Annotated in this window: 9 protein-coding genes and 1 pseudogene; 9 read left to right on the top strand and 1 reads right to left on the bottom strand. The window is 73.8% G+C overall.

Annotation, left to right across the window (positions count from 1 at the left end; genetic code table 11):
• Positions 1-68: 68 nt before the first annotated feature.
• The gene (locus ACHFIV_RS28405; protein WP_398974882.1) at positions 69-3890 is read left to right on the top strand and encodes a glycosyltransferase; all 3822 of its coding nucleotides are present in this window, start codon (positions 69-71) and stop codon (positions 3888-3890) included.
• Positions 3887-5443: a DUF5719 family protein gene (locus ACHFIV_RS28400; RefSeq protein ID WP_398974879.1), complete on the top strand. Its 1557-nt coding sequence runs from the start codon at positions 3887-3889 to the stop codon at positions 5441-5443. The genes ACHFIV_RS28405 and ACHFIV_RS28400 overlap by 4 nt, the downstream gene beginning before the upstream one ends.
• Before the next feature lie 18 nt (positions 5444-5461).
• On the opposite strand, the gene ACHFIV_RS28395 is transcribed toward ACHFIV_RS28400, so the two are convergent.
• A complete protein-coding gene (locus ACHFIV_RS28395; RefSeq protein ID WP_398974953.1) occupies positions 5462-5890 on the bottom strand; it encodes a metallopeptidase family protein in 429 nt (142 codons plus the stop codon).
• Between the two features lie 322 nt (positions 5891-6212).
• Between ACHFIV_RS28395 and ACHFIV_RS28390 the strand changes: the two genes are divergently transcribed.
• The 7 genes and pseudogenes from ACHFIV_RS28390 (at position 6213) to ACHFIV_RS28360 (ending at position 12424) form a co-directional block, all read left to right on the top strand.
• Positions 6213-6584: a DUF3499 domain-containing protein gene (locus tag ACHFIV_RS28390; RefSeq protein WP_398974877.1), complete on the top strand. Its 372-nt coding sequence runs from the start codon at positions 6213-6215 to the stop codon at positions 6582-6584.
• A 241-nt stretch (positions 6585-6825) separates the two neighbouring features.
• Positions 6826-7018 (top strand): annotated as a pseudogene (locus ACHFIV_RS28385) (L-lactate permease); the annotation flags it as partial.
• A gap of 145 nt (positions 7019-7163) precedes the next feature.
• The gene (locus ACHFIV_RS28380; protein ID WP_398974875.1) at positions 7164-8531 is read left to right on the top strand and encodes a phosphomannomutase/phosphoglucomutase; all 1368 of its coding nucleotides are present in this window, start codon (positions 7164-7166) and stop codon (positions 8529-8531) included.
• A 205-nt stretch (positions 8532-8736) separates the two neighbouring features.
• Positions 8737-8919, top strand: coding sequence for a Trm112 family protein (locus ACHFIV_RS28375; RefSeq protein ID WP_398974873.1), 183 nt, complete (start codon positions 8737-8739; stop codon positions 8917-8919).
• Between the two features lie 40 nt (positions 8920-8959).
• Positions 8960-10096, top strand: a complete 1137-nt coding sequence (locus tag ACHFIV_RS28370; RefSeq protein WP_398974871.1) for an SIS domain-containing protein — start codon at positions 8960-8962, stop codon at positions 10094-10096.
• Between the two features lie 55 nt (positions 10097-10151).
• Positions 10152-11342 (top strand): mannose-6-phosphate isomerase, class I, encoded by a 1191-nt coding sequence (gene manA / locus ACHFIV_RS28365; RefSeq protein ID WP_398974868.1) that lies wholly within the window; start codon positions 10152-10154, stop codon positions 11340-11342.
• A gap of 86 nt (positions 11343-11428) precedes the next feature.
• The gene (locus ACHFIV_RS28360) at positions 11429-12424 is read left to right on the top strand and encodes a cation diffusion facilitator family transporter (RefSeq protein WP_398974865.1); all 996 of its coding nucleotides are present in this window, start codon (positions 11429-11431) and stop codon (positions 12422-12424) included.
• Positions 12425-12710 lie beyond the last annotated feature (286 nt).

Raw genomic sequence — 12710 nt, 5'->3', positions numbered from 1 at the left:
CGCGCGTGTACACCGATGCAGCCCCCGGGGGGACCCCCTCCGGACCCGGCCGGAGGGCCCGTACCCCGATGTCCGTGCACAGCCACTCGGCGGCGCCGAACGCGGCCGCCGCCGCCCCAGAGTTCCCCCGGCACGTCGTCACCGCCGTGCTCGTCTCGCACGACGGCGCACGCTGGCTGCCCCGCGTGCTCGGCGGACTGCTCGGGCAGGAGCGCCCCGTACAGAACGTCGTCGCCGCGGACACCGGCAGCGCCGACGACTCCGCCCGCCTGGTCACCGAGGCGCTCGGCGGCGAGCGCGTCCTCCATCTGGCACGGCGTACGAGCTTCGGCACCGCCGTGGAGGAGGCGACCCGCACCGCCGGCGTCCTCACCCCGGACGACCTGCCGTACCTGAAGCGCCCCAGCGGCTGGGACCCGGTCACCCGCACCTGGCGCGACGACGCGTACGACCTGCCGGACCTTCCGCACGGGGAGCCCGTCCAGTGGCTCTGGCTGCTGCACGACGACAGCGCCCCCGAGCCGGACGCGCTCGCGGAGATGCTCCGCGTCGTCGACAACGACAAGCACGCCGCCATCGTCGGCCCCAAGCTGCGGGGCTGGTACGACCGCAAGCAACTCCTCGAGGTCGGCGTCTCCATCGCCAACAGCGGGCGCCGCTGGACCGGGCTGGACCGCCGCGAGCAGGACCAGGGGCAGCACGACCAGGTCCGCACGGTGCTCTCCGTGTCCTCCGCCGGCATGCTCGTGCGCCGAGACGTCTGGGAGGAGCTCGGCGGCTTCGACCGCAGGCTCCCCCTGATGCGCGACGACGTCGACCTCTGCTGGCGCGCGCACATGGCCGGTCACCGGGTGCTCGTCGCCCCCGACGCCGTCCTGCGCCACGCCGAGGCATCCGCGAGGGAACGCCGCCCCATCGACTGCGCCGGGCGCTCCGTCGCCAGCCCCCACCGCGTCGACAAGGCGGGCGCGGTGTACACCATGCTCGTCAACGCCCGGGGCAAGCAGCTGCCGTGGGCCCTGCTCCGCCTCGTCGTCGGAACCCTGCTGCGCACGCTCGCCTACCTCGTCGGCAAGGTCCCCGGACAGGCACTCGACGAGGTCGCCGGGCTCCTCGGCACCCTGCTGCGCCCCGGACGGATCCTCGCCGCCCGCCGCGCGCGCGGCAGGGCGACGGTGGACGCGGCCGAGTTGCGGTCCCTCTTCCCGCCGGCGGGTGCCACGGTCCGGGCGACCGTCGAACAGGTCGCCGGCAACTTCGGCAGCCGCACCGACTCCGACTCCGGCGGTTCACGGCACGGCGCCGTCGAATCCGGACCCGGCGGAGACGACGCCGACTTCCTCGAGATCGAGCAGTTCGCGCGGCTCAAGAAGGTCGGCCGCAAGCCCGGCCCCGTGCTCTTCGCGCTCCTCCTCCTCGTCTCGCTGGTGGCATGCCGGGGACTCCTCGGCGGCGGATCCCTCGCCGGCGGCGCACTGCTGCCCGCCCCCGCCGACGTCTCCGACCTCTGGGGGCGCTACGCGGACGGCTGGCACCCCGTCGGTACCGGCGGGACCCAGACCGCCCCGCCCTACCTCGGCATGCTCGCCGCCCTGTCGGCGCTGTTCCTCGGCTCCACGGGCTTCGCGCTCACCCTGCTGCTCGTCTGCTCGGTCCCGCTCGCCGGCCTCACCGCGTACTTCGCCTCCCGGCCGCTGCTCGAGTCCCGGCTCCTGCGGGCCTGGGCGAGCGTCGCGTACGCCTTCCTGCCCGCCGCCACCGGAGCGCTGGCCACCGGGCGTCTCGGCACAGCCGTCCTGGCCGTCCTGCTCCCGCTGATCGCCCGCGCGGCCGTCGCCGCCCACGGGCTGCGAGGTGACGGCTCCACCGCACGCGGCAGCTGGCGCGCCACCTGGGCGTACACCCTGCTGCTCACCTTCACGACGGCCTTCACGCCGATCGTCTGGCCACTCGCGGTGGTCCTCGGCGTCGGCGTGCTGATCCTGCGCCGCAACGACATCACCGCCTACGGCCTGCGCTTCCTGGCCACGGCCGGCACCCCCGTCCTGATCCTCGCGCCCTGGTCGCTGTCCCTGCTGACCAGCCCGTCCGGCTTCCTCCGGGAGGCGGGACTCGACATCGGCACGGGCACGGCGTCCGCACTCGACCTGCTCGGCATGAGCCCCGGCGGCCCCAAGGCGGCGGGCGGCGTCCTGCTGCTGGGCATCGTGCTGGCGGCACTCGCCGCCCTGCTGCGCGGGGAGCGCCGGTTCGCGATCCGCACCGCCTGGGTGGTCGTGCTCGTCTCCCTGGCGTTCGCCGGGATCTCCAACGGCTCCACCTGGGCGGGGCCCGCCACGCTCGTCTACGGCATCGCCCTGCTCACCGCCGCGCTGCTCGGGGCGGACGGCGCCCGGATCCGCGTCGCCGCGCTGAGCTTCGGCTGGCGCCAGCCGGTCGCCGCGCTGATCGCCCTGGCCGCCGGGCTCGCCCCGGTCCTGGCCGCGGCCGGCTGGATGATCGGCGGTGCGGCCGGCCCGGTGGAGCGCCGCGACCCCGTGCAGGTGCCCGCCTTCGTGGCGGAGGAGAGCAGCACGCGGGACCAGGCGCGCACCCTGGTGCTCGGCGGGACGTCACCGGCCGCCGTGTCCTACAGCCTGGTCCGAGGTTCGGGCGCCCGTCTGGGCGACGCCGAGCTCACCGAGGCCGGCGGCGGCAACACCCATCTCGACAAGGTCGTCGCCAACCTGGTGGCGGGTTCCGGCGCGGACCAGGGCAGCCAGCTCAGCGGCTTCGCGATCCGCTACGTCCTCGTACGCGACGGCGCGCCCCGGCAGATGAGCCGGGTGCTGGACTCGACCCCGGGCCTGAGCAGGCTCAGCCAGCTGGACGGCAGCGCTCTGTGGCGGGTCGACCGCCAGGTCTCCCGGCTCGCCATCATCCCCTCCGGCAGCGACAGCGGCAGCGGCAGCGGCACCGACGTCGAACCCGTCCCCGTCGGGTCGATGCCCGTCGAGGCGCACACCGAGATCCCCGAGGGCGACTCCGGCCGGGTGCTGCGGATCGCCGACGCGGCGGACCCGGGCTGGCGGGCCACGCTGGACGGGCGCGCGCTCACCCCGAAGACCGTGGACGGCTGGGCCCAGGGCTTCGAGCTCCCCGCCGGGGGTGGCAGGCTCGACCTGACGTACGACGAGCCCCTCGCGCACACCGCCTGGGTCTGGGCACAGGTGGCGCTCGGCCTCGTCCTGGTGGTGATGGCCCTGCCGGGCCGCCGCCGGGAGATCGACGACGACCTGCCCGAGGAGACCGAGGCCGTCGCGCCCGAGCCGGTCGCCGGGGAGGGACGCCGGGCCCGCAGGCTGCGCGCGGCCGCCCAGGCGGACGCGGCGCCGGCGGGCGACGAGGCCGCTCTCGCGCAGGACGGCGCGGCGAACGGGTACGGCGAGGCGCCTGCCGGCCTTCCGGAGCAGGTACCGGGGGAGTACATCCCGGCGCAGCAGAGCACCGATCCGTACGCGGCGGCCCCGGGCGACCAGGACGGCACCGGCACCTACGCGGCGGTCCCGCAGGACCAGGACGGCACCGGCACCTACGCGGCGGTGCCGCAGCAGCACTACGGGGAGTGGGAGGCGCAGCAGCAGTACCAGGGCGCCGACTACGGCCAGTACCAGGGCGGACAGGACGCCGGCCAGTACTACCAGACCGATCCCTACCAACAGCAGGACCCCTACCAGCAGCAGGGCGCCTACGACCCGTACGGCTACGCCCAGCAGCAGCCCCACGCCACGGGGAGCGGCGAGGCCGCCCCCTACGACGGGAGTGAAGGGCACGACGAGAACACGGCCCCGGGCCAGGACCCGTGGCCGACCAACGGCAACGGCAACGCATCGCGAGGCGAGTCCGAGTGAAGTCCACCCCCATGTCCCTCATCGCGGGCGTCGTCGCCCTTGCCGCCGTCACCGGTCTGGCCGCGCTCACCGGGCCCGGCGAGGAGGCCCCGGTCCAGGCGAAGGCCGCTGCCCGGCTTCCCGTAGAGCGCACCAGCCTGCTCTGCCCGGAGCCGAGCACGTCCGACCTGGCGGAGACGACGTACACGTCCTTCACCCCGGCCGGCAAGGGCGGCGGAGCGGCCGGTGCCGCCGAGCTGAAGCCGGCCGAGCCCCTGCCCGCGGACGAGGACGCGCCGGCGGACGAGGAGAAGGACGACGCGGACAAGGACGCGGACGAGCAGAAGGACGACGCGGAGAAGGAGAAGGCACCGGACGGCAAGCCCGTCGTCTCCCTCAAGGAGCTGGGCGAGCCGGCCACCGCCGAGACCTCCAGGTCCGACGCACCCGCTCTGGTCGGCACGGCCACCGGCAGGCTCGCGCCCGGATGGACCGCCCAGCAGACCACCACGGCCGCCGCGGGCGGAGCCCGGGGCCTGCTCGGCGTCAGCTGCACCGCCCCTGACACGGACTTCTGGTTCCCCGGCGCGAGCACCGGAGCGACCCGCCAGGACTACGTCCACCTGACCAACCCCGACGACACCGCCGCCGTCGCCGACATCGAGCTGTACGGCGCCGAGGGCCCTCTCGAGTCCGCCGTGGGGGAGGGCGTCACCGTGCCCGCGAGGTCGAGCGTCCCGATGCTGATCTCGACCCTGACCGGCGAGGCCGCCGAGAACGTGACGGTGCACGTCACCACGAGGACCGGCCGTGTCGGCGCTGTCGTGAGCGCTGCCGAGGACAAGGTGGGCAGTGACTGGCTGGCCGCCTCCGCCGACCCGGCGGGCACCCAGGTCCTGCCCGGGATCCCCGCCGACGCCACGTCCGTACGCCTGGTGGCCTTCGCCCCCGGGGAGGACGACGCCGATGTGAAGATCCAGCTCCTGGGCAGCAACGGGCCGCTGGCGCCGGCCGGGAACGCCACCCTGCACATCAAGTCGCAGATGACCACGAGTGTCGACCTCAAGGACGTCACCAGGGGGGAGCCCGGTTCGCTCAGGCTGTCCCCCGCCGACGGCGGGACGACCCCGGTGGTCGCCGCGCTGCGCGTGGTGCGCGGCACCGGGGCCAAGCAGGAGGTCGCCTTCATCCCGGCGACCGGTCCCGTCGGCGAACGGGCGAGCGTCGCCGACAACCGGGCGAAGGGCTCCGTGCTCTCCCTGACCGCCCCCGGCGGAACCGCCGAGGTGAAGGTCACGGCATCGGCGGGCAGCGAGGGCGGCGAGGCGACCGTCAAGACGTACACGGTCAAGGGCGGCACGACGACCGAGGTCACGCCCGAAACTCCGCCCGGTCTCAAGGGCGGCTACGCCCTGACCGTGGAGACCGAGTCGGGCGGCCCGGTGCACGCCGCCCGCACGCTCACGATCGCGGAGGGCGGGGTCGGCATGTTCACGGTGCAGACGCTGCCCGACGACGGGGGCACGGTGGAGGTGCCCGCCGTGGAGCAGGACCTGTCCGTCCTGGACGACTGAGGCCCCGTCCGGGCGGGCTCAGTCCTGTCCGTAGCGCGGGTCGACCGACTCGGGCGAGAGCCCCAGCAGCTCCGCGACCTGCTCCACCACGACCTCGTGCACCAGCAGGGCGCGCTCGTCGCGGCTCTTGGTGCGGATCTCGACGGGCCGCCGGTAGATGACGATCTGCGCGGGCTGCCCCTTCGCGGCGGACAGCGCGCGCCCCAGCGGCACGGTCTCCTCCAGCGAACCCGGCACGTCGAGGACCAGGAAGTCGACGTCCGCCAGCTGCGGCCAGCGCCGCTCCAGCCGCTCCACCGAATCCTGGACGAGATCGCGGAAGCTCTCGGCCCTGCTGACGGACAGCGGTACCTGGGGCGGCGCGAGCGGTCCCCGCATCCCGCGGCCATGGCGGTCGCGGCGGCGGGGCCGTGGGTCGGACGGGAGGGGAGGCACGGAACTGTCCATCACCGACGCAGCGTAACCCTCCTCGGGCCGGGGCGATCACGGCTTCTCCGGAGGCCCGCCGGATGTCTCAGGATGAGCATTCCGGCCACGGTCGGGGGCGGTTTTGGACCTTGCCGCGATCACGGACCAGCCGTCGAACGACGGCTTGTGTTCCCCCCGGCGGCCGGGAGCCGCCCCGGCCGCACCCGCGCGTTCCGGCTCCCGCGCAGGTCGGAGAGGTCGCGCCGGAGCCCTGACGGGTCCGGTCCCCGGGACGACACGAGCGGGTGAGCTGAGGGAGAGTCGTCGCAGCCCGCTCAAGAGTGCGGTACCGTCCAACATCGTGAGCCCTGTACGTCGCTGTTCGCGAACCGCGTGCGGCCGTCCCGCCGTCGCGACACTGACGTACGTCTATGCCGACTCGACCGCGGTCCTCGGCCCGCTCGCCACCTATGCCGAGCCCCATTGCTACGACCTGTGCGCCGAGCACGGTGAGCGGCTCACCGCGCCGCGCGGCTGGGAAGTCGTCCGGCTCTCCGACCCGTCGGTCCCCACCCGTCCCAGTGGTGACGATCTCGAAGCGCTCGCCAACGCGGTGCGTGAGGCGGCCCGGCCCCAGGACCGGCCGCAGGGCGGCAGGGGACCGCGATCGGCGGACCCGGTCGAGGTCGCGCGCCGGGGGCATCTCCGGGTGCTGCGCTCCCCGGACTCCTGACCCCCCGCACCGTCGGTCCCCTCAGCCGGACCCCGTCGTCCCTCCGTCGTCCGGAAGAAGTTCTCCGGTACGGAGCGTCGACGGTGACTTGTCGCGGACATGACCATTCCCCCACCCGTGAGAGATCACTTCCGCGCCACGGGATCCGGGGAGGTCTGTGTGTTCGTCCAGCAACTCGGACCCGTGGCCGATTCGCTCGTCCTGTCCGCTCACGTCGCCTCCCTGCCCCTGGTGACGGGCCGACGTGTTCACCCTCCCGCTCGTCGGCACCGGCGGAGCCCTCGTCCTGCTCGCGGGACCGGTCACCGCCGTCGTGCTCGGCGTGCGGGCCGGTACCGCCGCCCGGGAGCGGGCGGCCACCGTGCGCGAACTGCGGTACGCCGTCCTCACCGTGGTCCGTACTCGCCCTCGCCAACGTCATGAACCTGTCCGGTCCAGTAGAGCCTCGGCCTGCTGCCGGTGATGTGCTGGTCGTGCCGGCCCGGAGCACCGCGGTACCGGGCTGGATGCTCCCCTGACGGGAGGCCCGGGGGCGCCGGGTAGTTTGGGCGGTCCGTAAAGATCCCAGGAGGACCGGCCGTGGTTGCTGACCTGTCGCAGCTCGTGAAGGCGTACGACGTGCGCGGAGTCGTGCCCGACCAGTGGGACGAGCCGCTCGCCGAACTGTTCGGCGCAGCCTTCGTCCAGGTCACCGACGCGGACGCCATCGTGATCGGCCACGACATGCGGCCGTCCTCGCCCGGTCTGGCCGCCGCCTTCGCCCGCGGCGCCACCGCCCGCGGCGCCGACGTCACCCTCATCGGGCTCTGCTCGACCGACCAGCTCTACTACGCGTCCGGGGCGCTGGACCTGCCCGGAGCGATGTTCACGGCCTCGCACAACCCCGCCCGGTACAACGGCATCAAGCTGTGCCGCGCCGGGGCGGCCCCCGTCGGCCAGGACACCGGCCTGACCGAGATCCGCACACTGGTCGAACAGTGGTCGGACCACGGCCTGCCCGCCACGACCGTCACCGTCCCGGGCACGGTGACCGAGCGCGACACCCTCACCGACTACGCCGCGCACCTGCTGGGCCTCGTGGACCTCTCCGGGATCCGGCCGCTCAAGGTCGTCGTGGACGCGGGCAACGGCATGGGCGGGCACACCGTCCCCACCGTCCTCGCCGGCCTCCCCCTCGACCTCGTACCCATGTACTTCGAGCTCGACGGCACCTTCCCCCACCACGAGGCCAACCCCCTCGACCCGAAGAACATCGTCGACCTCCAGGCCCGGGTCCTCGCCGAGGGTGCCGACCTCGGCCTGGCCTTCGACGGCGACGCGGACCGCTGCTTCGTCGTCGACGAACGCGGCGAAGGCGTGTCCCCGTCCGCGATCACGGCCCTGGTCGCCGCACGAGAGCTGGCCCGCAACGGGGGCGAGGGCACCGTCATCCACAACCTGATCACCTCCTGGTCGGTCCCCGAGGTCGTACGCGAGAACGGCGGAACCCCCGTCCGCACCCGTGTCGGCCACTCCTTCATCAAGGCCGAGATGGCGGAGCACGGCGCGATCTTCGGCGGCGAGCACTCCGCGCACTACTACTTCCGTGACTTCTGGAACGCCGACACGGGCATGCTCGCCGCCCTCCACGTACTCGCCGCGCTCGGCGGGCAGCAGGGCCCCCTCTCCGGTCTCCTCGACCGGTACGACCGCTACACGGGCTCCGGCGAGATCAACTCCACCGTCGCCGACCAGGCGGGCCGGCTGGCGGCGATCAGGGCGGCGTACGACGACCGCGACGACGTGCGGTTCGACGAGCTCGACGGGCTCACGGTCACCGGCGGGGACTGGTGGTTCAACCTCCGCGCCTCCAACACCGAGCCGCTGCTGCGGCTGAACGTCGAGGCGCGGGACGAGAAGACCATGACGGCGGTCCGCGACGAGGTACTCGCCCTCGTCCGCGCGTGACCGGCGCGTACCGGGGCACACGCCCCGTGGCCACCCGCACGGCGAGGCGCCCACGGAGCATGCCGCCCGACGCATGCCCCGTCGCGCGGGGCCTGCCGGGCCGCGACCCCCTCGGCCCGGCGGTAGGCTGACCACGCCCCAGGCTCCGGGGACCCGAACGGGGTCCGGACCGGATCCGCACCGCATGCCCGAAGGGACCCACCCCATGCCGCTCGAAGCCGGACTCCTGCAGATCCTCGCCTGCCCGGCCTGCCACGCCGGGCTCGACGACCGGTCCGCGGACGAAAGCCCCGAGCTGGTCTGCACCGGCACGGACTGCGGTCTCGCCTACCCGGTGCGCGACGGCATCCCGGTACTTCTCGTCGACGAGGCCCGCCGCCCCGCGTAACCCGCACCCTGATCAGCACGGTGATCGGAGGCCCACCACCATGCTCGACGAGTCGCTGCTCGACGCACCGGAAGCCCTGGCCCGAGCCGACAGACGGGGCCTGCTGCGCGGCGCCGCCGAGGCCGGAGCCCGCGTCCGCACCGCCGCCCGGCACGCCGCCGAGGCGGGAATCGGTGCCCTGGCTCCCGAAGGCCGGCCCCGTGCCGTCCTCGTCGCGGGGCCCGGCACCGCCGCAGCCGGTGTGGCGGACCTGATCGGCGCCCTCGCGGGCGCCTCCGCGCCCGTCACCGCGATCCGCCCCACCGGCGTCGCGGCAGCCGCCGGAGCGCTGCGCTGGACACTGCCCGGCTGGGCGGGGTCCGTGGACCTGCTACTCATCGCCACTGCCGACGGTTCGGAGCCGGGCCTCGCGCTGCTCGCCGAGCAGGCCTACCGCCGCGGCTGCACGGTCGTCGCCGTCGCACCCGTCCGTTCCCCGCTGAGGGAAGCCGTCGACGGCGTGCACGGACTCGTCGTGCCCATGGCAGCCGCCCCGCACGGCGAGTACGACGCCGAGACCTCGGCGGCGGGACCCGGCACGCTCTGGGCCCTGCTCACCCCGCTGCTCGCCCTGCTGGACCGTGTGGGCCTGATCGACGCGCCCCCGGACACGCTGCAGAAGGTCGCCGACCGCCTGGACCGCACCGCCGAGCGCTGCGGGCCCGCCATCGCCACCTACAGCAACCCGGCCAAGACCCTCGCGGCGGAACTCGCCGACAGCCTGCCCCTCGTCTGGACCGAGGGCGAGGCCGCGGGCCCCGTCGGACGCCGGTTCGCCGCCGTCCTGGCAGAGCTGGCGGGCCGCCCCGCCCTCGTGGCCGAACTGCCCGAGGCGCTGCCCTTCCACGGCGGACTGCTCGCCGGAGCCTTCGCCGCCGGGGCCGACCCCGACGACTTCTTCCGCGACCGGGTGGACGAGCCCGAAGCCATGAGGGCCCGAGTCGTCCTGCTCCGCGACCGGCCCGCCGGCGGCCTGACCGCGAGCCCGGCCGCACGCGAGCTCGCCCTGAGCCACGACACCGCCATCAGCGAACTGGAGCCGGAGGAGGGCAGCGAGCTCGAAGCCCTCGCCGAGCTCCTCGCGGTCACCGATTTCGCCGCCGTCTACGCCTCCCTGGCCTCCGACAACCGGGCCTGACGACCCGGCCTCCCCCGGGCACCACGCCCCCGCGCATCCACGAGGACGAATCTCCATGGACCGGCTCTCCAACACCGTGCGCCCCTACGCCTGGGGGTCGACCACGGCCATCCCCGAGCTGCTCGGCACGGCCCCGACCGGCGAACCGCAGGCCGAGATGTGGATGGGAGCCCACCCGGGAGCTCCTTCCCGCCTGACCCGCCCCACCGGTGCGGACACCGCGCACGCCGCGACGGGCGAGCAGTCCCTCACGGACCTCATCGCCGCCGACCCCGAGCGGGAACTCGGTGCCGCGGCCGTCCGCGCCTTCGGCCCCCGGCTCCCCTTCCTGCTCAAACTGCTCGCGGCCGGAGCACCACTGTCCCTCCAGGTCCACCCCGACCTCGCCCAGGCACAGCAGGGCTACGCGGACGAGGAGCGCCGGGGCGTCCCGGTCGACGCGCCGCACCGCACCTACAAGGACGCCAACCACAAGCCCGAACTGATCTGCGCGCTCACGCCCTTCGACGGGCTGTGCGGCTTCCGCAGGCCGGCCGAGGCCGCGGGTCTGATGGCGGCCCTCGGCGTCGACTCCCTCAAGCCCTACGTGGACCTGCTCCGCGCCCGCCCCGAGGACGGGGCACTGCGCGAGGTCCTGACGGCGATCCTCACCGCCGACCCCGACGAGATGGCGAAGACGGTCGACGAGGCGGCCGAGGCGGCGGCCCGGCTCGGCGGCGCCCACGCTCCGTACGCCCAGATCGCCCACCACTACCCCGGCGACCCGGGCGTCATCGCGGCCATGCTGCTGAACCACGTACGACTCCAGCCCGGCGAGGCCATGTTCCTCGGCGCCGGCGTGCCGCACGCCTATCTCGGCGGCCTGGGCGTCGAGATCATGGCCAACTCCGACAACGTGCTGCGCTGCGGCCTGACCCCCAAGCACGTCGACGTCCCCGAACTGCTGCGCATCGTCCGCTTCGAAGCCACCGAGCCCCGCATCCTGCGCCCCGAGGCCGCGCCGAGCGGCGAGGAGCTGTACGAGACGCCGGTCGACGAATTCCGGCTGTCGCGCTTCGTCCTTCCGCCCGGCGGCGCCTCCGTCGAACTGACCGCCGCCACCCCCCAGATCCTGCTCTGCACGGCAGGAGCACCGAAGGCGGGGCGGATCGACCTCGCGCCCGGCGAATCCGTGTTCGTACCGGCGGACGAAACGGTCGAAGTCACCGGTACGGGCACGCTGTTCCGCGCGACCGTGGTGGTCTGACGTACGGTCCGCACCAGCGGCTGCAACAATGTCCGGCCGTAACGCGGCGCCGTGCCGCAGCACCGAGGAAGGGACACCAGGCACCCATGAGCGCGTCAGGCGGAACCAAGGCGATCGTGGCGGCACTCGCCGCCAACCTCGCGATCGCGGTGGCCAAATTCGTGGCGTTCCTCTTCAGTGGCTCGTCGTCGATGCTGGCGGAGAGCGTCCACTCGCTGGCGGACTCCGGCAACCAGGGACTCCTCCTGCTCGGCGGCAAGAAGGCCAAGCGGGAGGCGACACCCCAGCACCCCTTCGGCTACGGGCGCGAGCGCTACATCTACGCCTTCCTCGTGTCCATCGTGCTGTTCTCGGTCGGCGGCATGTTCGCCATCTACGAGGGCTACGAGAAGATCAAGCACCCGCACGAGATCGAGGCCTGGTACTGGCCGGTCGGGGTGCTGGTCTTCGCGATCATCGCCGAGAGCTTCTCCTTCCGCACGGCCATCGCCGAGTCCAACGCGACACGCGGCAAGCTGTCCTGGACGCAGTTCGTCCGCCGCGCCAAGGCTCCCGAACTCCCCGTCGTCCTCCTCGAGGACCTCGGCGCGCTCGTCGGCCTGATCCTGGCCCTCGGCGGCGTCGGCCTGGCGCTGGGCACGGGCAACGGGGTGTGGGACGGCATCGGCACCCTGTGCATCGGCGTCCTGCTCATCGTGATCGCGATCGTCCTGGCCGCCGAGACGAAGTCGCTGCTGCTCGGTGAGGCCGCCGGCGTCGAGGACGTCGAGAAGATCCAGGCCTCGGTGGTCGACGGCGACACCGTCACCCGCATCATCCACATGCGCACGCTGCACCTCGGCCCGGAGGAACTGCTGGTCGCCGCCAAGATCGCGGTGCGGGCCGAGGAGTCCGCCGCCGAGGTCGCCGAAGCGATCAACGCCGCCGAGAACCGGATCCGTGAGGCAGTCCCGATCGCCCGGGTGATCTACCTCGAGCCCGACATCTACAACGAGGCGGCCGCCGCGGCCGGCACCAACCCGGGCAAGGTTCCGGGCGGCCCCACGACCCCCGACGGCACACCGGCGGGATCCGGCCACTGACCTGCCGGGCATCAGCCCCGAACGGCCCCGTGACCCACTCCGCCGCCCAGGCGGACTGGGGCTCACTGGGCCGTTCGGTGTAGATTCGGGGGAGTACCAGACGTCGCTGCTGATGGCGGTCGATCGGTTCGCGGAAGCGGGCCGGCCGAGGGAGAGAGGGCCTCCGACGGACTGCACTGCGGATCGCCCGGGCATTCGTGTGCCCCGTGGCCGCCGCAGAGCCAGCCATCCACCCTCGACCCACTACGAGGAGCAGCCCGTTATGACGACGGCCGCCAATCGCCAG

It is taken from the genome of Streptomyces sp. ALB3 (genome assembly GCF_044385685.1).
GTDB lineage: Bacteria > Actinomycetota > Actinomycetes > Streptomycetales > Streptomycetaceae > Streptomyces.
This window is presented reverse-complemented; position numbering and strand designations above follow the sequence as displayed.

Coding starts and splice junctions, on each gene's coding strand:
- ACHFIV_RS28360 (WP_398974865.1), top strand. CDS start 11,429: ATGAGCGCGTCAGGCGGAACCAAGGCGATCGTGGCGGCACTCGCCGCC.
- ACHFIV_RS28395 (WP_398974953.1), bottom strand. CDS start 5,890: ATGGACAGTTCCGTGCCTCCCCTCCCGTCCGACCCACGGCCCCGCCGC.
- ACHFIV_RS28405 (WP_398974882.1), top strand. CDS start 69: ATGTCCGTGCACAGCCACTCGGCGGCGCCGAACGCGGCCGCCGCCGCC.
- ACHFIV_RS28370 (WP_398974871.1), top strand. CDS start 8,960: ATGCTCGACGAGTCGCTGCTCGACGCACCGGAAGCCCTGGCCCGAGCC.
- ACHFIV_RS28375 (WP_398974873.1), top strand. CDS start 8,737: ATGCCGCTCGAAGCCGGACTCCTGCAGATCCTCGCCTGCCCGGCCTGC.
- manA (WP_398974868.1), top strand. CDS start 10,152: ATGGACCGGCTCTCCAACACCGTGCGCCCCTACGCCTGGGGGTCGACC.